We start from the raw sequence: 19273 nt of genomic DNA, 5'->3' as shown, positions 1-19273 counted from the left end.
ATGGCACGCCTGGATTTTCGAGTGCGGCGGGTGGCCCTATCGCGAGCAGGCTCAGTCCTACAGCGGAACGCATTCCAACCATAGGAGTGAGCCTGCTCGCGATAGCTATATTCCCGACAACGAATTTCTTAAGGTTTGGTATCAGCCTTCGCCACCGTGACCCAATACGGCGTGTGCTGCTCGATCTGCACTGGCAGGGTCGGCAGCAGGGCGCTCAAGGCCTTGTCGGTGTCGTGCAGCGGGAAGCTGCCGGTAATGCGCAGGTCGGCGACTTCCGGGGCCACGCCCAGATACCCGCGGCGGTAGCGTCCCAGCTCATGCACCAGGTCTTCCAGCCGCGCGTTATCCACCACCAGCATGCCGCGGGTCCAGGCATCGGCGCCGGGCGTGAGGGTGGCGACGCTGTCGAGGCCGTCATTGCGAATCAGCACTTGCTGGCCTTCGCGCAGGATCTGCTCTTGCGGGTGGTTTTGCGGATGCGCGGCGACGGCCGATTGCAACACGCTCAGGCGTGTGCCTTGCTCCTCGCGCTTGACCAGAAACCGCGTACCCAGCGCGCGCATGCTGCCTTCGCGGGTCTCGACGATGAAGGGCCGTGCATCGCCATGGCCGGTCTCTACCAGAATCTCGCCTTCCTGCAGGACGATCAGCCGTTGTCTGGCGTCGAACCGCACATCCACTGCGCTGTGGGTGTTGAGGTTGAGCAGGGTGCCGTCGGCCAGACGCACTGTGCGTTGCTCGCCCGTCGCGGTGCGTTGATCGGCGAGCCAGTAATCCAGCGGCAGGTAGCGATCACCGACCAGCAGCGCCAGACCGACCACCGCGACAAGGCTTGCCAGACCACTGCCCAGCTTGCGCACCCGACGACGAATGCCTTCGCGTGATTGCAGCAAGGCGCTGCGGGCCGGACCGTTGGCCACGCTGAAACGCTGATCGAGCATGCCCAACTGGCGCCAGGCCCGGGCGTGCTCTTCATGGGCTGCATGCCATTTGGCGAACTCTTCGCGCTCAAGCGGACTGCCGGAATCCAGCGACAACTGCCAGGCAATCGCCGCGTCCAGCACCTGGGCCGAGACCGGCTTGGAACTGGCCGGGCTCATGTCGGCTCACCGTAGAGGGCGACGTAGCACTGGCGAATCCCCTGCGCGAGGTACTGCCGCACTCGCGGCACCGAGACGCCGAGCTTCTCGGCGATTTCGGCATGGCCGAGGCCGTCGATGCGGTTATAAAGGAAAGCGGCGCGGGCCTTGGTCGACAGTTTGCCGAGCAGACGGTCGATGGCTTTGAGGTCTTCGAGGATCAGTTGCTGTTCTTCCACCGAAGGTTGTTCGCCTTCGGGGATCAGCATCAATTCGGCGAGGTAGGCCTGTTCCAGCGCGGCGCGACGGAAGTAGTCGAACAGCAGGCCTTTGGCGATCGCCACCAGAAATGCCCGGGGTTCGCGCGGTGTCAGCAGTTCATCGCGGCCGAGCAGACGCACGAAGGTGTCCTGGCTCAGGTCTTCGGCTCGCTGTGGGCATGCCACATTGCGTCGCAACCAGCTCAGCAGCCAACCGCGATGGTCGCGATACAACGCACCGACGAGTTCACTGTGAGGGCTTGGGACTGACGACACCAGACGCACCGATTGGGAAATGTTAACCAACGAGAATTGTTCGCGATTCTCGCAGAGGTGGGAATGGTTAGCAATTGGCCACTGGTCAGGTGAAGTTAATAGTAAGCCCTGTAGGAGCTGCCGAAGGCTGCGATCTTTTGATGTTGCTTTTAAAAACAAGATCAAAAGATCGCAGCCTGCGGCAGCTCCTACTGGGGGATGTTGTTCGACACGAAAACTGTGAGCGAGCTTGCTCGCGAAGGGGCCGGAACAGGCGCTAGAAATCTAGAAGGAAGGCGCCTGCTGACGACGCTTCCACTGACTCAAGCGCTGCTGCAGATTCAACGGACTGTGAATCTGCTGCTGCCGCGCTCGGCTGAACAGAATCAACGCCAGCTCCGCCGTTGCCAGCGCATCGGCACTCGCGTTATGCCGCTCGAATACCTCAAGCTTGAACCAGTCGATCCACTCATCCAGCCCGGCCTCGCGGATATGCGCCTGCGGGCACAGCAGCGGCGCCATGTCCGCGACATCCAGAAACACATTCTGCAGCTTGTAGCCCAGGTGTTCCTTCAGCGCCCGTCCGAGCATGTGCTGATCGAAGGGCGCATGAAACGCCAGCACCGGGCTGTCGCCGATAAACTCCATGAGCTCCAGCAGCGCTTCGGCCGGGTCGCTGCCGGCGGCAATCGCATTCGGCCCCAAACCATGAATCAACACACTCGGGCTGAGCTTCAGCTCTCGACATTGCAGGGTGCGTTCGAACTGCTGACTGAAATCGATCGCGCCGTCTTCGATCACCACGGCACCGATCGACAGCACGCGATCCTTGCTCAGGTTCAGCCCGGTGGTTTCCAGATCCAGCACCACCCAGCGCTGTTCGCGCAGGCTGCATTCATGCAGTTCGCGGATCGCAGGCAGCTTCGCCAGACGTTGTTGCAAGTCCGCCGACAGCAACGGGCTGGCCGGGCGCAACCACGAGAACAGGCTCATAGCTGATACCGCAAGGCCAGGCTGCTTTGCAGGCGCTGGGCCTGGCGCAGGGATTCACGCAGGATGCGCCGGTCCAGATGATTGAGGCTGTCCGGGTCGACCCGGTTCGACCAGGGCAGGTTCTCGCGGGTCTGGATCTGGTGTTGCTGCATGCGCGTCTGCTGGATGAAGTGGTAAGCCTCTTCATACGCCGCGCCGTCGAGCCGTTCGATGACTTCTTTTTCGACCAGCTGACGCAGGCGCTCCAGGGTGTTGTTGGTTTCGATGCCATGCGCCAGAGCCAACAGGCGTGCGCCGTCGACGAAGGGCGTCAGGCCCTGGACCTTGAGATCGAGGGTGGCTTTCTCGCCGTTCTTGCGCGCCAGCACAAAATCGCGAAAACGCCCCACGGGCGGACGATTGCGCAGGGCGTTCTCGGCCATCATGCGCTGGAACAAACGGTTGTCGCCGACCTGATCGAGGATTCCCCGGCGCAGTTGCGCGCAACCTTTCTCGTCGCCCCAGACCACCCGCAGGTCGAAGTAGATGCTCGATCCGAGCAGGTTCTCTGGCGTTGCCTCGCGGATGAACGCCGCAAAACGCCGCGCCCATTCCGCCCGGGACAGGCACAGCTCGGGATTGCCGGCCATGATGTTGCCTTTGCACAGGCTGAAACCGCACTGCGCCAGGCTCTGGTTGATCTGCTGCGCAATCGGCAGCAGCTTGCCGCGAATCTCCGCCGCATGCGCCGCATCCCGCGCTTCGAACAGGATGCCGTTGTCCTGATCGGTGTGCAGGGTCTGTTCACGCCGGCCCTCGCTGCCGAAGCACAGCCAACTGAACGGCACGCCGGGGTCGCCTTTTTCGGCGAGGGTCAGTTCGATCACACGGCACACCGTGTGGTCGTTGAGCAGGGTGATGATGTGGGTGATCTGCGTCGAGGATGCACCGTGAGCCAACATGCGTTCGACCAGTTGACCGATTTCGCCACGCAGGTTCACCAGTTGCTCCACGCGCTGGGCGCTGCGGATGGTCCGGGCCAGGTGCACCAGGTCGACCCGCTGCAGCGAGAACAGATCACGCTCGGAGACAACGCCGCACAGGCGCTGTTCTTTCACCAGACAGACATGGGCAATGTGCCGTTCGGTCATGGCAATCGCGGCATCGAAGGCGCTGTGATCCGGCGAGAGAAAAAACGGCGCGCGGGTCATGTGCTGTTCGATGGCTTCGCTGAAATCACCGCTGCCATTGGCGACCACTTCACGCAGGTCGCGCAGGGTGAAAATCCCCAGCGGTGCCTTGTGTTCATCCACCGCGACGATGCTGCCGACCTGCTGCTCGTGCATCAGCTTCACCGCTTCGCGCAGTGGGGTGTCGGGGCTGCAGGTCACCGGATGACGCATCGCCAGTTCGCCGAGGCGGGTGTTGAGCGAATACTGGGTGCCGAGGGTTTCCACGGCTTTTTGCTGGACTTGCTGATTGACCTGATCGAGCAGGCTGCTGACCCCGCGCAAGGCGAAGTCGCGGAAGCTGTTGGACAAGGCGAACAGTTTGATGAACGCCGGTTTGTTCAGTTGCAGGCAAAAGGTGTCTTCGCCCGCCAGATGCTCGGTGCGGGTTGCCCGTTCGCCAATCAGCGCGGCGAGGGGGAAACACTCGCCGGTAGTGATTTCAAAAGTGGTTTCCGTGCCGGGTTTGGTGATGTGCTGACGTTCGCCGATCACACGACCCTGTTTGACGATGTAGAAATGTTCCACCGGCCCGTCGGCGGGCTTGATGATGCTTTCGCCCTGAGCATAGAAACGCAGCTGACATTGCTCCACCAGATAAGCCAGGTGGGCGTGTTCCATCTGATTGAAGGGCGGGAAGCGCTGGAGAAATTGCAGGGTGCCCTGAATGTTCTGCAATACCGCGGTTTTCCCTGCCTGGGTGAAGGCGTCCGCTTTACTCATAACCATTACCGCAGTCTTTTTTGAATTGTTGTTCGTCGGTTCGTTGCAGCCATGGTCGGCCCCTGCGCGCAGGGTGCCCATTGGACGTAAGTCTAGGTTGGCGCTGCCGTTGGGCACATTTGGGAAGATCCCTACAAAAACAGTCGGAAATTCTTCCGTCAGCCTATTGGAAAAAAATCCGACGAAGTGCACATTGAAGCTGTGCTTAGCGATGTCAGACGACTGTGCCAGGTGATCGATTTGAAAACGTAGAGAATGCCATGTCCGACCACGATATTTTGAGCGACGCCGAGCGTGAAGCGCTCAGCGCTGTAATGCTCGAACCCGACTTGCCGCCGCAGCGTGTACTGATCGTCGATGATGACAAGGACGCCCGGGAGCTGTTGTCGGAGATACTCGCGTTGGATGGCATTCATTGCATGACCGCGGCCAGCGGCGAAACCGCACTGAAAATGCTCGCGGAAAAACCTTTGATCGGGCTGGTGATCACTGATCTGCGCATGGGCAATATCGATGGTCTGGAGCTGGTCCGCCAGGTGCGCGAATCGGTCAGGGCGGCGCTGCCGATCATCATTGTTTCGGGCGATGCGGATGTGAAGGATGCCATTGCGGCGATGCATCTGAGCGTGGTGGATTTCCTGCTCAAGCCGATTGATACGGGCAAGTTGCTCGGTCTGGTCAAACACGAATTGGGCATCGAGCCCTGACTTTTTGAAGAGCAAACGATCGCAGCTTTCGCCAGCTCCTGCATGAGCTCGCCTGTAGGAGCTGCCGAAGGCTGCGATCTTTTGATTCTGCATCCACAAAAAAGCCCTGATCTTTCGATCAGGGCTTTTTCATGTCCGGCCTTCAGCGCAAATTACAGGCTGTTGGCCTTCTTGAACTCGCGACGACGACGGTGCAGCACCGGCTCGGTGTAGCCGTTAGGCTGTTTGGTGCCTTCGATCACCAGTTCGACCGCCGCCTGGAAGGCGATGTTGCTGTCGAAGTTCGGTGCCAGCGGACGGTACAGCGGGTCGTTGGCGTTCTGACGGTCGACCACCGGCGCCATGCGCTTGAGGCTTTCCATCACTTGCGCTTCGGTGACGATACCGTGACGCAGCCAGTTGGCGATGTGCTGGCTGGAGATACGCAGCGTTGCACGGTCTTCCATCAGGCCGACGTCATTGATGTCCGGCACCTTCGAGCAACCCACGCCCTGATCGATCCAGCGCACCACGTAACCGAGAATGCCCTGGGCGTTGTTGTCCAGTTCGTTCTTGATCTGCTCCGGGGTCCAGCTTGGGTTGACCGCCAGCGGGATGGTCAGGATGTCGTCCACCGAAGCGCGAGCACGTTTGGCCAGTTCGGCCTGACGGGCGAACACGTCGACCTTGTGGTAATGCAACGCGTGCAGCGCAGCGGCGGTCGGCGATGGCACCCAGGCGGTGTTGGCACCGGCCAGCGGGTGAGCGATTTTCTGTTCGAGCATCGCCGCCATCAGGTCGGGCATCGCCCACATGCCTTTACCGATTTGTGCACGACCTTGCAGGCCGGTGCTCAGACCGATATCGACGTTCCAGTTTTCGTAGGCGCCGATCCACTTCTCGGCCTTCATGTCGGCCTTGCGTACCATCGGGCCGGCTTCCATGGAGGTGTGGATTTCGTCGCCGGTGCGGTCGAGGAACCCGGTGTTGATGAACACCACGCGCTCGCTGGCCGCCTTGATGCAGGCCTTGAGGTTGACCGTGGTACGGCGCTCCTCGTCCATGATCCCGACTTTCAGCGTGTTGCGCTTCAAGCCCAGCACGTCTTCGATGCGACCGAACAGCTCGTTGGTGAACGCCGCTTCTTCCGGCCCGTGCATCTTCGGTTTGACGATGTAGACCGAACCGGTGCGGGTGTTCTTGCGCGAGGTGTTGCCATTGAGGTTGTGCATCGCCGCCAGACAAGTCACCAGGCCGTCGAGGATGCCTTCCGGCACTTCGTTGCCGTCTTTGTCGAGGATCGCGTCGATGGTCATCAGGTGACCGACGTTACGCACGAACAGCAGCGAGCGACCGTGCAGGGTCAGTTCACTGCCATCGACCTTGGTGTAAGTGCGATCCGGGTTCATGGTGCGGGTGAAGGTCTGGCCGCCCTTGGCGACTTCTTCGGACAGATCGCCCTTCATCAGGCCGAGCCAGTTGCGGTAGATCACCACTTTGTCGTCGGCATCGACGGCAGCCACGGAGTCTTCACAGTCCATGATGGTGGTCAGTGCCGCTTCCATCAGGATGTCTTTGACGCCGGCGGCGTCGGTCTGGCCGACCGGGGTGCTGGCGTCGATCTGGATTTCGAAATGCAGACCGTGGTTCTTCAGCAGGATCGCGATCGGTGCGTCTGCCGGGCCCTGAAAACCGATCAGTTGAGCATCGTTGCGCAGGCCGGTGTTGCTGCCGCCCTTGAGGGAGACCAGCAGTTTGCCGTCAACGATCTTGTAACCGGTGGAGTCAACGTGGGAGCCGGCAGCCAATGGTGCCGCTTCATCGAGGAAGGCACGGGCGAAGGCGATGACTTTGTCGCCACGCACCTTGTTGTAGCCTTTGCCTTTTTCCGCGCCACCGTCTTCGCTGATGGCGTCGGTGCCGTAGAGGGCGTCGTACAGCGAACCCCAGCGGGCGTTCGAGGCATTGAGGGCGAAGCGGGCGTTCATCACCGGCACGACGAGTTGCGGGCCGGCGGTACGGGCGATTTCATCATCGACGTTTTGCGTCGTTGCCTGGAAATCAGCCGCTTCTGGCAGCAGATAACCGATTTCTTGCAGGAAGGCTTTGTAGGCCACGGCGTCGTGCGCCTGGCCGGCACGTTCCTGATGCCAGGCATCAATGCGAGCCTGGAAGTCATCGCGTTTGGCGAGTAGGGCTTTGTTCTTCGGTGCCAGGTCGTGAATGACCTTGTCGGCACCTTCCCAGAATTTTTCGGCGGTGAGGCCGGTACCGGGAATGGCTTCGTTGTTCACGAAGTCGAACAGGACTTTGGCGACCTGCAGGCCACCGACTTGAACGTGTTCAGTCATTGCTTGCCTCACTCTGCTCAGCTATTTCGCTTTTCAGCTCTTCAATTTAACAATGAAGCCTCTGGCCATTTAAACCACAAACCTTCCGACCAGTACATGCCATTGCTGGCGGCTGGGCTGGGACCAATCAACGGCTTGGGGCCTTGCTGACGGGGCTTTCAAGGTTGCGAACATGCCTTGGGCAGACATTGATCCAGCGTTATGTAGTGCGCGCAGCGGCATACTACATGATGATTTGCGCTTGTGAAAATCAGACTAATTACGTCGTTCTGCGACCTCATGACGCATTGCGGTCACGTCGCGGAACGGGATGTTCTCAAAAAACCATCAGATTGTTCCAGCTAAATATAAAAAGTTGTACACATAAATTCTGCTCGCCTGCTATGGCGTCCCTTGCGGTGCACACTTTGGTGGCGAGGGGGCAAGCCCCCTCGCCACAAGTGCAGGGTGCTACAAGCCGATTTGGGTCCCTTGCCTATACTTGCCTTTCTATAACAAAAGTCATGACAAGAGGGCTGCGCCATGGACCATCTCGTACTCACTGTCTTTGCCCCGGACAAGCCCGGGCAGGTCGAGCGCATCGCCCAATGCATCGCCGAGCACGGCGGCAACTGGCTGGAAAGCCGCATGTCACGGATGGCCGGGCAGTTTGCCGGGATTTTGCGGGTGGGTGTACCGGCGGAGGCTTACGACGAATTAGTCGATTCCTTACAAGCGCTGTCGGCGCAGGGCATTCGTGTGCTGATTGCCGAAAGCGGTATCGAGCAATCCTGCACCTGGAAACCGATCGCCATGGAACTGGTGGGCAATGACCGCCCGGGTATCGTGCGCGACCTCACCCGCTTGCTCAGCGAGCAGGGGGTGAACCTCGAACGGCTGGTGACGGAAGTGCGACCGGCGCCGATGAGCAGCGAGCCGCTGTTTCACGCCGAAGCGATTCTGGCGGTGCCGTTGACCTTGTCGCTGGATGTGTTGCAGTCGCGCCTGGAAACCCTGGCCGATGATCTGATGGTCGAACTGGTGTTACGCACAGACGTTTAAGCGTTGCTCGGGTTATCCAGTTTTAACGTGCACCTGCCTGTGGATAACCTGTAGAGACCGGGCGCAGCTTCAGGCCGGCCGTGGCTTGCGGCGAATTGATCAAAAAACCGCCAGCATTCAGTGACTTGCACACAAACGGCGGGGATCACGCTGTGGATAACCTTGGGAAGGAACGTTGCAGGCCACGAGAACCGTGGCCTGCGAAGCTTTGTGCGTTTTTTGATCAGCTGCGTCGACGCAAACTGATCACCGCGTCGACGCTATAAACGGCCAGACCGGCCCAGATGAAGATGAACGCGATCAGGGTGCTCGACGACAAGTGCTCGCCGAACAGCAACACCGCTTGCAGCAGCACCAAGGTCGGCGCCAGGTATTGCAGGAAGCCGATGGTGGTGTAGGGCAAGTGGCGGGTGGCAGCGTTGAAGCACACCAGCGGCACCAGCGTCACCGGACCCGCCGCCACCAGCCACCAGGCTTGCGAGGTGGTCCAGAACTCGGGTTGCGCACTGGTCGCGGTCTGGTTGAACAACAGCCAGGCCACGGCGATCGGCACCAGCATCCAGGTTTCCACCACCAGCCCCGGCAAGGCTTTGACCGGCGCCTGTTTACGGATCAGTCCGTAAAAACCGAAGGTCAATGCCAGCACCAGCGACACCCACGGCAGACTGCCGACCTGCCACACCTGCTGCGCCACGCCGACGGCTGCCAGCCCCACCGCGATCCACTGCATGCGCCGTAGACGTTCGCCGAGAATCAACATCCCCAACAGCACGTTGACCAGCGGGTTGATGTAGTAACCGAGGCTCGCTTCGAGCATGCGCCCATTGTTCACCGACCACACGTAGGTCAGCCAGTTGGCCGCGATCAGGGTGCCGCTCAGGGCCAGGATTGCCAGGCGCTTGGGGTTGTCCAGCAACTCGCGCAACCAGCCGGGGTGCTTCCACACCATCAGCAACAAGGCGCCGAACAGCGCTGACCACAGCACGCGGTGAATGATGATTTCGACGGCCGGAACTTCGGCGATGGCTTTGAAATAGATCGGGAACAGGCCCCAGATGATGTAGGCACTCAGGCCCAGAATGTACCCGCGACGCGGGTTGGCGGCTTGCATGCAGAATCCTTGCTTAGGCAGCTATCAAAGCAGGGATTGTAAGGAGGTTGTATAGATGTGTCGTGTCAGAAAGCGAAAAGATCGCAGCCTTCGGCAGCTCCTACAGGGGAATGCGATCCATGTAGGAGCTGCCGAAGGCTGCGATCTTTTGATCTTTCAATCAGAACAGCTTCAAAGGTTCTTCGTTGAGCGCGGACAGCTGTTCGCGCAACGCCAACACCTGATCGCCCCAATAACGCTCCGTACCAAACCACGGAAAGCTGTGCGGGAACGCCGGGTCGTCCCAGCGTCGCGCCAGCCAGGCGCTGTAGTGCATCAGGCGCAGGGCGCGCAGCGGTTCGATCAGCGCCAGCTCACGCGGATCGAAGTCGTGGAATTCGTTGTAGCCGTCCATCAGTTCCGACAGTTGCCCGAGGCATTCCTGACGATCGCCCGCCAGCATCATCCAGATGTCCTGCACCGCCGGGCCCATGCGGCAGTCGTCGAGGTCGACGATGTGGAACATCTCGTCGCGGCACATCATGTTGCCGGGGTGGCAGTCGCCGTGCATGCGAATGTTCTGGTGCGGCGTGGCGGCGTAGACATCTTCCACGCGCTTGAGCAGGTCGCGAGCCACGGACTCGTAGGCGGGCAACAGGCTCTTGGGGATGAAGTTGCCTTCGAGCAGCGTAGTCAGCGAGTCATGGCCGAAATTTTTCACGCCCAGCGCTTCGCGGTGCTCGAACGGCTTGGTCGCGCCGACCGCATGAATGCGCCCGAGCAACTGGCCGAGGCGATACAGCTGATCGAGGTTGCCCGGCTCCGGAGCACGGCCGCCGCGACGGGGAAACAGGGTGAAACGGAAACCGGCGTGTTCGTGCAGGGTCTGGCCGTTGTGGATCAGCGGCGCCACCACGGGAATCTCGACATCGGCCAGTTCGAAGGTGAACTGGTGTTCTTCGAGGATGGCCTCGTTGGTCCAGCGCTGCGGGCGGTAGAACTTGGCGATCAGTGGTTCGGAGTCTTCGATGCCGACCTGGTAGACGCGGTTTTCGTAGCTGTTGAGCGCCAGAATGCGCGCATCGCTCAGGAAGCCGATGCTTTCGACGGCATCGAGCACGAGATCGGGTGTGAGGGTTTCAAACGGGTGGGCCATGCTGACTCCTGCGCGCGGCAGGCTGCCGCGTCCGGCCCAGCATGGTAGCGCAGATGGCAGCGGGGGAGTTGGTTGGTGTCTGTGCTGACGCCATCGCGAGCAGGCTCACTCCTACATTTTGGAACGCATTCCCTTGTAGGAGTGAGCCTGCTCGCGATGAGGGCCTGTCAGGCGCCGACTATTCCACCGTCTTCACGAGTAATCGCCATCACCGAAGACCGCGGCTTGCCATTCGGCAGATGCTCAGGGAAGGTCGACCCACCGTTCTCGCCCGGATGCTGAATCCCGACAAACAACGTTTTCTGATCCGGCGAGAAGCTGATCCCGGTCACTTCACAACCAATCGGCCCGACCATGAACCGACGAATCTCGCCGGTCGCCGGGTCGGCGCAAAGCATCTGATTATTGCCCATCCCGGCAAAGTCCCCGGCGTTGCTCGAATCGCCGTCGGTGAGAATCCACAAGCGTCCGGCCTTGTCGAACCCCAGGCCGTCGGGGCTGTTGAACATGTTCTGCGGGGTGATGTTCTTCGAGCCACCTTTCGGCGTACCGGCGTGCACGCTCGGGTTGCCGGCGACCACGAACAGGTCCCAGGCGAAGGTCTTCGATGCGTGATCGTCGCGGTCGGTGCGCCAGCGCAGGATCTGCCCGTAGACGTTCTTCTCACGCGGGTTCGGACCGCCCACCGGTTGCCCGTCTTCGCCACGTTTGGCGTTGTTGGTCAGGGTGCAATAGACCTGGCCGTCCTTCGGGCTGACAACGATCCACTCCGGGCGGTCCATGCGCGTCGCACCGACCACACTGGCGGCGAGGCGGGCGTGGATCAGCACTTCGGCCTGATCGGCGAAACCACTGCTGGCGTCGATGCCGTTCTTGCCGTGGGTCAGTTCGATCCACTGGCCCTGGCCTTTCGGATGATCCGGGTTACCGTCACCGGCATCGAACTTCGCCACGTACAGGGTGCCGTGGTCGAGGATGTCGCGGTTGGCTTTCGGGTTGCGGTGGTTGATGCGGTCGCGGCTGACGAACTTGTAGATGAACTCGCCACGCTCATCGTCGCCCATGTACACCACGGCGCGACCGTCGTCGGTCTCGGCCAGAGCGGCGTTTTCATGTTTGAAACGGCCCAGTGCGGTGCGTTTGACCGGGGTCGATTGCGGATCGAACGGATCGATCTCGACCACCCAGCCGTGACGGTTGAGTTCGTTGGGGTTCTTGGCCATGTCGAAGCGCGGGTCGAACGGGTGCCAGTTGATCTCGCGACTGGCCGCCGACACACCGTAGCGCTTCTGCGCCGGGTCGAACTGCTGCTGGGCGTTGCTGCTGCCGAAGCAGTCGGTGAAGTTCTCTTCGCAGGTCAGATAGGTGCCCCAAGGGGTTTTACCGTTGGCGCAGTTCTGGAACGTGCCCAGGACTTTCTTGCCGTGTTTGTCGGCGCTGGTTTTCATCAGGTCGTGGCCGGCGGCCGGACCGCTGATGCGCAGCGGCGAATTGCCGTGAATCCGGCGGTTGTAGCGCGAGCCCTGGACGAACTGCCATTGACCGTTCTTGCGCTGCACTTCGATCACCGACACGCCTTCGCAGGCCAGCGCCTTGCGCACATCTTCGGCCGATTGCGGCATGCCGCCGTGCGGGTAGAGGTAGCGGTAGTTGGTGTATTCGTTGTTGATCGCCATCAACGCGCGGTTGCGGTCGTCGGGGAAGGCGAACAGGCTCATGCCGTCGTTGTTGTCACCGAATTGCACTTCCTGTGCGGCGGCGGTGCCATTGCCGCTCGGGTCGAAGGCCGGGCCGTTCTTGTGCAACGGCTGGCCCCAACTGATCAGTACCGAGGACTTGTAGCCCTTCGGCAGGCTGATGACGTCAGTGGTCGCGGCGGGGATGCTCTCGAAACCGAGCAGGCGACTGTTGCCGGCGCTGACGCTGGAGGCCAGTACGCTGCGGCTGAGCAGGTTGCCGCCGAGGAACATGGCAGCGCCACACAGCGCGCCGGCGCTGATGAAACCGCGACGGCTGAGGCCGACCATCTTTTCCAGATCAGTGGATTGGTTTTCTTCTAATAGGCTCACATCAGGCTCCCTGCTTGGTTTTGGCAGCCACCTTAATGGGGAGCGATGAAGATTTTGTTGCAGGCGGACTGTTAGAGCGGCGTGCCGATCAGCACATTGGACGGCGAGAACTGCACCTGCACCGGTTGCTCGACACTCAGCCCGCGGGTGCGAAGCTGCAGCGGCTCTGCCAGAGCGCACAGAATCTGGCCGTTGGGCAGGGCGATGCGCACTTCGCTGGGACCGTCCTCGGCATCGAGAATGGCTTCGATGGTGCCGCTCAGAAGATTGTGTCCAGATGTTGCGGCCTGCTCCGGCGCCAGCAATTCAAGCCAGCCCGCCTTGATCAGTGCCACCACTTCGGTGCCCGGTTGCAGCTCCAGGTGCACGGTGCTGTCATGGGTGATCTGTGCATCGATCCACAGGCCTTCGGCCAGTTCGAGGCGGATCAGGTCATTGCGGCCCTGGCCGTCGATCGCCACGACTTTACCGTGCAACTGGTTGCGAGCGCTGGTGCGCAGCATCAGCCGACCGAGCAGGTCCAGATCGCTGGCGTCTTCGGCGGCTTCGAGCACCTGCGCCTGCAAGGCCTGCAACTTTTGATACAGGCGCAACACCCGTTCGCCTTCGCTGGATAACCTGGCGCCACCGCCACCCTTGCCACCGACGGCACGTTCCACCAGCGGTTTCTGCGCGAGGTTGTTCAGTTCATCGATCGCATCCCAGGCCGCTTTGTAACTCAGTCCGGCGCTTTTCGCGGCGCGGGTGATCGAGCCCTGTTCGGCAATGTGTTGCAGCAGGGCAATGCGCTGCGGACGGCGGACGATGTGCTGGGACAACAGGCTGGGCAGGGACATGAAATGGGTGCTTTTTCACGGTGGCGGTGGGGACTGAAGTTGGCGGCTTGCAGCGCATCCGTCAAGCCAGACACAGTTCCCTTGTAGGCGTGAGCCGATTCAACTTCCGGGTTTTGGTGTGCGGGCCAGGCAGTACACGTCAACCCTTGCTGCCCCCGCATCCCTCAACAGTCGCGCCAATGCCCGGGCCGTAGCGCCGGTGGTCAGCACGTCATCGATCAACGCGAGATGCCGACCTTTCACATCCGCGGCGATCGCCAGTGCGAAGGCGTTACGCAAATTGCGCTTGCGCGCCTTGGCGTCGAGGTCCTGCTGGGCATGGGTGTCGTGTATCCGCCGTAGAGCATGTTCTTCAAACGGCAGATCAAGCTGGTGGCTCAACCATCGCCCCAGCATGGCGGCTTGATTGAACCCGCGTTGACGCAGGCGTTTGTTCGCCAGCGGCACCGGCAACAACATGTCGGGGCGCGGTAATCCCTCGTCGAAGCGATGCTGCAGGTATTGTCCGGCAACGTCGGCGAGCAGGTGGCCAAACGGCCATTTTGCGTTGTGTTTAAAGCGCGTAATCAGGCTGTCCACCGGGAAGTCATAACGCCACGGCGCGATGACCTGTTCGAACGCCGGAGGCTCTAACAGGCACTCGCTGCAGGTCAGGCCGGCAGCGGGCAGTGGCAGGGCGCAGGTCTGGCAGTGGTCGCCGAGCCAGGGCAAATCGGTTTCGCAGGCCACGCAGATTGGCATTTCTGCTTCTGCGGGCTCATCGCACAGCAAGCAGGTCTGTACGTTTTTTAAACAGATGTAAACCTGTTGTTCGTGTCGTGGTTGACAGCGCATGGCTCTTCCTTAAATATGCCGAACATCCGTGTCGCGCCTGTGGGTATTCCGTTCCCGCAGCCGCCAGCCCAGCATAACCAAGGAACTGCCCATGAGCGCCAGCACTTCTGCCACCCTGCGTCACGACTGGTCTTTAGCCGAAGTCAAAGCGCTCTTCGTACAGCCATTCAACGACTTGCTGTTCCAGGCGCAGACGGTGCACCGCGCGCATTTCAACGCCAACCGCGTGCAGGTTTCCACGCTACTGTCGATCAAGACCGGCGCCTGCCCGGAAGACTGCAAGTACTGTCCGCAGTCCGGTCACTACAACACCGGCCTGGAAAAAGAAAAGCTGATGGAAGTGCAGAAGGTCCTCGAAGAGGCCGCCCGCGCCAAAGCCATCGGCTCCACGCGTTTCTGCATGGGCGCGGCGTGGAAACATCCGTCGGCCAAAGACATGCCGTACGTGCTGAAGATGGTCGAAGGCGTCAAGGCCATGGGCCTGGAAACCTGCATGACCCTCGGCCGTCTCGACCAGGAACAGACCGCAGCGCTGGCCAAGGCCGGCCTGGATTACTACAACCACAACCTCGACACCTCGCCGGAGTTCTACGGCAGCATCATCACCACCCGCACCTACAGCGAGCGCCTGCAGACTCTGGCCTACGTGCGTGAGTCGGGGATGAAGATCTGCTCCGGCGGCATCCTCGGCATGGGTGAGTCGCTGGATGACCGCGCCAATCTGCTGATCCAGTTGGCCAACCTGCCGGAGCATCCGGAGTCGGTGCCGATCAACATGCTGGTGAAAGTTGCTGGTACGCCGCTGGAAAACGCTGATGACGTCGACCCGTTCGACTTCATTCGCATGCTCGCCGTGGCGCGCATCCTCATGCCGCAATCCCACGTGCGCCTGTCCGCCGGCCGCGAAGCGATGAACGAACAGATGCAGGCGCTGGCGTTCTTCGCCGGTGCCAACTCGATTTTCTACGGCGACAAACTGCTGACCACCGCCAACCCACAGGCCGACAAGGACATGCAACTGTTCGCCCGTCTGGGCATTCAACCGGAAGCGCGCGAAGAGCATTCCGATGAAGTGCATCAGGCCGCGATCGAGCAGGCGCTGGTGGAGCAGAAGAGCAGCGAGCAGTTCTATAACGCTGCGGTCTGAGCACAACACCGCGCGTACTGATTCAAATGCAAAACCCCTGTGGGAGCTGCCGAAGGCTGCGATCTTTTGATCTTGTTTCATAAAGTCAAAGTCAAAAGATCGCAGCCTGCGACAGCTCCTACAAAGTTATTTCTGACTGTCGAGGCCTGCATGTCTTTCGATCTCGCCGCACGCCTTGCTGCCCGCCGTGCCGAAAATCTCTATCGCCAGCGTCCGTTGCTCGAATCCCCGCAGGGGCCAGAAGTGGTGGTCGATGGCCAGCCGTTGCTGGCGTTCTGCAACAACGACTACCTGGGCCTGGCCAATCACCCGCAGGTGATCGAAGCCTGGCGCGCCGGCGCTGAGCGCTGGGGCGTTGGCGGTGGCGCTTCGCATCTGGTGATCGGCCACAGCGGCCCGCACCACGCACTCGAAGAAGCGTTGGCCGATCTCACCGGCCGGCCGCGTGCGCTGCTGTTCACCACCGGTTACATGGCCAACCTCGGCGCGGTCACGGCGCTGGTCGGGCAGGGTGATACGGTGCTCGAAGACCGGCTCAACCACGCCTCCCTGCTCGATGCGGGTTTGCTGTCCGGTGCACGTTTCAATCGTTACCTGCACAACGACGCCGACAGTCTGGCCAAGCGTCTGGAGAAAGCCACTGGCAACACGCTGGTGGTCACCGATGGCGTATTCAGTATGGACGGCGACATCGCTGATCTGCCTGCGCTGGCGCGCGAGGCCAAGGCCAAGGGTGCATGGCTGATGGTCGACGATGCCCATGGCTTCGGCCCGCTGGGCGCCAATGGTGGCGGGATCGTCGAGCATTTCGGTTTGAGCCAGGATGACGTGCCGGTGCTGGTCGGCACCCTCGGCAAGGCGTTCGGCACCGCAGGCGCATTTGTCGCCGGCAGCGAAGAGCTGATCGAAAGCCTGATCCAGTTCGCCCGGCCGTACATCTACACCACCAGCCAGCCACCGGCGCTGGCCTGTGCGACGCTGAAAAGTCTGGAGTTGCTGCGCACGGAACACTGGCGTCGCGAACATTTGCAAACGCTGATCCGTCAGTTCCGCCGCGGTGCCGAGCAGATCGGTTTGCAACTGATGGACAGCTTTACTCCGATTCAGCCGATCCTGATCGGCGATGCCGGTCGCGCCATGCGCCTGTCGCAGATGTTGCGTGAACGCGGACTGATGGTCACCGCGATCCGCCCACCGACCGTGCCCGCCGGCAGCGCACGTCTTCGCGTGACCCTGACCGCCACCCACAGCGAGGCGCAGGTGCAGCTATTGTTAGAGGGACTGGCCGATTGCTTTGCCCAACTGCCGCCGGAGCCAAGCCATGCGTAATCGCCTGATTCTGCTGCCCGGCTGGGGCCTCGGTATTTCTCCACTGGAGCCCTTGGCGGCGGCGTTGCAGGGGCTCGACGAGCATCTGCAGGTCGAGATCGAGCCGTTGCCTGCGCTGGACTCCAGCGATCTGCAGGATTGGCTCGACGAACTCGATGAACGCATTCCTCAGGATGTATGGCTGGGCGGCTGGTCGCTGGGCGGCATGCTTGCCTCTGAATTAGCAGCACAGCGTGGCGAGCGATGCTGCGGTTTGCTGACGCTGGCGAGCAATCCGTCCTTCGTTGCTCACGAGCAATGGCCGAGTGCGATGCCGGGCGAGACGTTCGATGCGTTTCTCGCCGGCTGCACGGCCGATCCGAAAACCACCCTCAAACGTTTCTCGCTGCTGTGTGCTCAGGGCGCGCAAGACCCGCGCGGTTTGTCGCGGCTGATGCTTGGCGGTGCGCCGAACTCGGCGCCAACGGCATTGATGGCCGGGCTGGAATTGCTCGCGCAACTGGACACGCGGGGTGCGTTGCAGGCGTTTCGCGGCCCGCAGTTGCACCTGTTCGCCGGGCAGGACGGTTTGGTGCCTGCGGAGGCGGCAGGCGAATTGTTCGCGCTGTTGCCGGATATCGAGATTGGCCTGATCGAACAGGCCAGTCATGCGTTTCTGCTGGAAGACCCCCATGGCGTGGCGGGTGCGATCCAGGCTTTTCTACATGAGTGCGGTGATGACTGATTTGTCTCTTGTTGCGCTGCCCGGCGGCTTGCCCGACAAGCGCCAGGTCGCGGCCTCTTTTTCCCGTGCAGCGGCCAGTTACGACAGCGTCGCCGAGTTGCAGCGCGACGTCGGCACGCAGTTGCTGCAGCGCTTGCCGGCGAGTTTCGTGCCGTCGCGTTGGCTCGATCTGGGCTGCGGTACCGGTTATTTCACTCGCGCATTGGCCGAGCGCTTTGCTGCGAGGCATGGGCTGGCGCTGGACATCGCCGAGGGCATGCTCGAGCACGCGCGGCCCTTGGGCGGGGCGCAGCATTTCATCGCCGGTGATGCTGAACGTCTGCCGCTGCAGGATGCGACCTGCGAGCTGATTTTCTCCAGCCTTGCGGTGCAGTGGTGCGCGGACTTCGAGGCGGTGCTCGGCGAGGCTTTTCGCGTGCTGAAACCCGGCGGGATTTTTGCGTTTGCTAGTCTCTGTGTTGGGACGTTGTACGAATTGCGCGACAGCTGGCGTCAGGTCGATGGCCTGGTGCACGTCAACCGTTTCCGCGAATTCGCCCGTTATCAACAGTTGTGCACGGCCAGTGGCTTGCGCACGCTGAGCCTGCAGAATCAGGCGCATGTGCTGCATTACCCGGATGTGCGCAGCCTGACCCATGAGCTCAAGGCGCTGGGTGCGCACAATCTGAACCCCGGGCGACCGGGTGGCTTGACCGGGCGGGCGCGGATTCTCGGTCTGGTCGAGGCTTATGAGCAATACCGTCAGGCACAGGGATTGCCGGCGACCTATCAGGTGGTTTACGCCGTGTTGGAGAAGCCCTTATGAGCGCAGCCTATTTCATCACCGGAACGGACACCGATGTCGGCAAGACCACCGTGGCTGCCGGGTTGCTGCATGCAGCTCGGTCGGCAGGGCTGAGCACGGCGGCGGGCAAACCGGTGGCCTCGGGCTGCGAAGTGACGCCCAAGGGGCTGCGCAATGCCGATGCGCTGGCGCTGCTGGCGGAATGTTCGGTGCCGCTGACTTATCAACAGGTCAATCCGGTGGCGTTCGAACCGGCCATCGCCCCGCATCTGGCGGCGCGCGAGGCCGGCGTGGCGCTGACGGTGCAATCGTTGTTGGCGCCGATGCGCGAGATTCTGGCGCTGAATGCCGATTTCACCCTCATCGAAGGTGCAGGTGGCTGGCGCGTGCCGTTGGCGGATCAGGCCAATCTCTCGGACCTGGCGATGGCATTGAAGCTGCCGGTGATTCTGGTTGTCGGTGTACGGCTGGGCTGTATCAGTAACGCCTTGCTGACGGCCGAGGCGATTGCGCGCGATGGTCTGCAACTGGCCGGTTGGGTGGCCAACATCATTGATCCGAAGACTTCGCGGCTGGAAGAAAATCTGGCGACGCTGGCCGAACGGCTTCCGGCGCCGTGTCTGGGGCGGGTGCCGAAATTGAAGTCACTGAGCGCCGAGGCGGTGGCTGATCACTTGCAGCTCGATTTGCTCGACTGATGCTTTTGCC

17 protein-coding genes are annotated in these 19273 nt (G+C 61.4%); 7 read left to right on the top strand and 10 right to left on the bottom strand.

Features of this window, described 5'->3' with window-relative positions:
• Positions 1–128 precede the first annotated feature (128 nt).
• From NN484_RS04265 to NN484_RS04250, 4 genes are all read right to left on the bottom strand, one after another.
• Positions 129–1100, bottom strand: a complete 972-nt coding sequence (locus tag NN484_RS04265; RefSeq protein WP_274658632.1) for a FecR domain-containing protein — start codon at positions 1098–1100, stop codon at positions 129–131.
• A complete protein-coding gene (locus NN484_RS04260) occupies positions 1097–1615 on the bottom strand; it encodes an RNA polymerase sigma factor (RefSeq protein ID WP_215500777.1) in 519 nt (172 codons plus the stop codon). Before NN484_RS04260 ends, NN484_RS04265 begins: the two co-directional genes overlap by 4 nt.
• A 264-nt stretch (positions 1616–1879) precedes the next feature.
• The gene (locus NN484_RS04255; protein WP_127647816.1) at positions 1880–2587 is read right to left on the bottom strand and encodes a 3'-5' exonuclease; all 708 of its coding nucleotides are present in this window, start codon (positions 2585–2587) and stop codon (positions 1880–1882) included.
• Positions 2584–4518: a putative nucleotidyltransferase substrate binding domain-containing protein gene (locus NN484_RS04250; protein WP_343228794.1), complete on the bottom strand. Its 1935-nt coding sequence runs from the start codon at positions 4516–4518 to the stop codon at positions 2584–2586. The genes NN484_RS04255 and NN484_RS04250 overlap by 4 nt, the downstream gene beginning before the upstream one ends.
• A 260-nt stretch (positions 4519–4778) precedes the next feature.
• Here NN484_RS04250 and NN484_RS04245 point away from each other — a divergent pair, with 260 nt between their 5' ends.
• Complete coding sequence (locus NN484_RS04245; protein WP_127647814.1) at positions 4779–5225, top strand: response regulator; 447 nt, start codon at positions 4779–4781, stop codon at positions 5223–5225.
• Positions 5226–5377: 152 nt separating this feature from the next.
• Here the strand turns inward: NN484_RS04245 and NN484_RS04240 are convergent, their stop codons facing one another.
• Positions 5378–7555, bottom strand: coding sequence for a malate synthase G (locus NN484_RS04240; RefSeq protein WP_127647813.1), 2178 nt, complete (start codon positions 7553–7555; stop codon positions 5378–5380).
• Positions 7556–8077: 522 nt separating this feature from the next.
• Between NN484_RS04240 and NN484_RS04235 the strand changes: the two genes are divergently transcribed.
• Complete coding sequence (locus NN484_RS04235) at positions 8078–8596, top strand: glycine cleavage system transcriptional repressor (RefSeq protein ID WP_274658631.1); 519 nt, start codon at positions 8078–8080, stop codon at positions 8594–8596.
• Positions 8597–8819: 223 nt separating this feature from the next.
• Here NN484_RS04235 and rarD read toward each other — a convergent pair whose 3' ends face one another.
• The 5 genes from rarD to NN484_RS04210 all read right to left on the bottom strand — a co-directional run bounded on the left by rarD (position 8820) and on the right by NN484_RS04210 (position 14581).
• On the bottom strand, positions 8820–9707 hold the full coding sequence (gene rarD, locus NN484_RS04230; protein ID WP_215500717.1) for an EamA family transporter RarD: 888 nt from the start codon (positions 9705–9707) through the stop codon (positions 8820–8822).
• 160 nt (positions 9708–9867) lie between these two features.
• Positions 9868–10842, bottom strand: a complete 975-nt coding sequence (locus tag NN484_RS04225) for a serine/threonine protein kinase (protein ID WP_274658630.1) — start codon at positions 10840–10842, stop codon at positions 9868–9870.
• Positions 10843–11009: 167 nt separating this feature from the next.
• On the bottom strand, positions 11010–12911 hold the full coding sequence (locus NN484_RS04220; RefSeq protein WP_127647810.1) for a PhoX family protein: 1902 nt from the start codon (positions 12909–12911) through the stop codon (positions 11010–11012).
• 71 nt (positions 12912–12982) lie between these two features.
• Positions 12983–13747, bottom strand: a complete 765-nt coding sequence (locus tag NN484_RS04215) for a TOBE domain-containing protein (RefSeq protein ID WP_274658629.1) — start codon at positions 13745–13747, stop codon at positions 12983–12985.
• A gap of 99 nt (positions 13748–13846) precedes the next feature.
• On the bottom strand, positions 13847–14581 hold the full coding sequence (locus tag NN484_RS04210; protein ID WP_274658628.1) for a ComFC family protein: 735 nt from the start codon (positions 14579–14581) through the stop codon (positions 13847–13849).
• A 91-nt stretch (positions 14582–14672) separates the two neighbouring features.
• Between NN484_RS04210 and bioB the strand changes: the two genes are divergently transcribed.
• The 5 genes from bioB (at position 14673) to bioD (ending at position 19263) form a co-directional block, all read left to right on the top strand.
• On the top strand, positions 14673–15728 hold the full coding sequence (gene bioB, locus NN484_RS04205) for a biotin synthase BioB (RefSeq protein ID WP_064589529.1): 1056 nt from the start codon (positions 14673–14675) through the stop codon (positions 15726–15728).
• A 150-nt stretch (positions 15729–15878) separates the two neighbouring features.
• Positions 15879–17057, top strand: coding sequence for an 8-amino-7-oxononanoate synthase (gene bioF, locus NN484_RS04200; RefSeq protein ID WP_274658627.1), 1179 nt, complete (start codon positions 15879–15881; stop codon positions 17055–17057).
• Complete coding sequence (locus NN484_RS04195; protein ID WP_274658626.1) at positions 17050–17781, top strand: alpha/beta fold hydrolase; 732 nt, start codon at positions 17050–17052, stop codon at positions 17779–17781. Before bioF ends, NN484_RS04195 begins: the two co-directional genes overlap by 8 nt.
• Positions 17774–18586 carry a malonyl-ACP O-methyltransferase BioC gene (gene bioC, locus NN484_RS04190; protein WP_274658625.1) on the top strand — a complete coding sequence of 271 codons (813 nt, stop codon included), beginning with the start codon at positions 17774–17776 and terminating at the stop codon, positions 18584–18586. The genes NN484_RS04195 and bioC overlap by 8 nt, the downstream gene beginning before the upstream one ends.
• Positions 18583–19263: a dethiobiotin synthase gene (gene bioD, locus NN484_RS04185; protein ID WP_274658624.1), complete on the top strand. Its 681-nt coding sequence runs from the start codon at positions 18583–18585 to the stop codon at positions 19261–19263. The genes bioC and bioD overlap by 4 nt, the downstream gene beginning before the upstream one ends.
• Positions 19264–19273: the final 10 nt, after the last annotated feature.

The organism is Pseudomonas serboccidentalis, assembly GCF_028830055.1.
Taxonomy (GTDB): domain Bacteria; phylum Pseudomonadota; class Gammaproteobacteria; order Pseudomonadales; family Pseudomonadaceae; genus Aquipseudomonas; species Aquipseudomonas serboccidentalis.
Note: the sequence above shows the minus strand (reverse complement) of the source record. Positions and strands in the feature narration are given on the sequence as shown.

Excerpts from the sequence above, each read along its gene's own strand:
- NN484_RS04265 (WP_274658632.1), bottom strand. The coding sequence starts at position 1,100 with ATGAGCCCGGCCAGTTCCAAGCCGGTCTCGGCCCAGGTGCTGGACGCG.
- NN484_RS04255 (WP_127647816.1), bottom strand. The coding sequence starts at position 2,587 with ATGAGCCTGTTCTCGTGGTTGCGCCCGGCCAGCCCGTTGCTGTCGGCG.
- NN484_RS04250 (WP_343228794.1), bottom strand. The coding sequence starts at position 4,518 with ATGAGTAAAGCGGACGCCTTCACCCAGGCAGGGAAAACCGCGGTATTG.
- NN484_RS04245 (WP_127647814.1), top strand. The coding sequence starts at position 4,779 with ATGTCCGACCACGATATTTTGAGCGACGCCGAGCGTGAAGCGCTCAGC.
- NN484_RS04240 (WP_127647813.1), bottom strand. The coding sequence starts at position 7,555 with ATGACTGAACACGTTCAAGTCGGTGGCCTGCAGGTCGCCAAAGTCCTG.
- NN484_RS04235 (WP_274658631.1), top strand. The coding sequence starts at position 8,078 with ATGGACCATCTCGTACTCACTGTCTTTGCCCCGGACAAGCCCGGGCAG.
- rarD (WP_215500717.1), bottom strand. The coding sequence starts at position 9,707 with ATGCAAGCCGCCAACCCGCGTCGCGGGTACATTCTGGGCCTGAGTGCC.
- NN484_RS04225 (WP_274658630.1), bottom strand. The coding sequence starts at position 10,842 with ATGGCCCACCCGTTTGAAACCCTCACACCCGATCTCGTGCTCGATGCC.
- NN484_RS04215 (WP_274658629.1), bottom strand. The coding sequence starts at position 13,747 with ATGTCCCTGCCCAGCCTGTTGTCCCAGCACATCGTCCGCCGTCCGCAG.
- NN484_RS04210 (WP_274658628.1), bottom strand. The coding sequence starts at position 14,581 with ATGCGCTGTCAACCACGACACGAACAACAGGTTTACATCTGTTTAAAA.
- bioB (WP_064589529.1), top strand. The coding sequence starts at position 14,673 with ATGAGCGCCAGCACTTCTGCCACCCTGCGTCACGACTGGTCTTTAGCC.
- bioF (WP_274658627.1), top strand. The coding sequence starts at position 15,879 with ATGTCTTTCGATCTCGCCGCACGCCTTGCTGCCCGCCGTGCCGAAAAT.
- NN484_RS04195 (WP_274658626.1), top strand. The coding sequence starts at position 17,050 with ATGCGTAATCGCCTGATTCTGCTGCCCGGCTGGGGCCTCGGTATTTCT.
- bioC (WP_274658625.1), top strand. The coding sequence starts at position 17,774 with ATGACTGATTTGTCTCTTGTTGCGCTGCCCGGCGGCTTGCCCGACAAG.
- bioD (WP_274658624.1), top strand. The coding sequence starts at position 18,583 with ATGAGCGCAGCCTATTTCATCACCGGAACGGACACCGATGTCGGCAAG.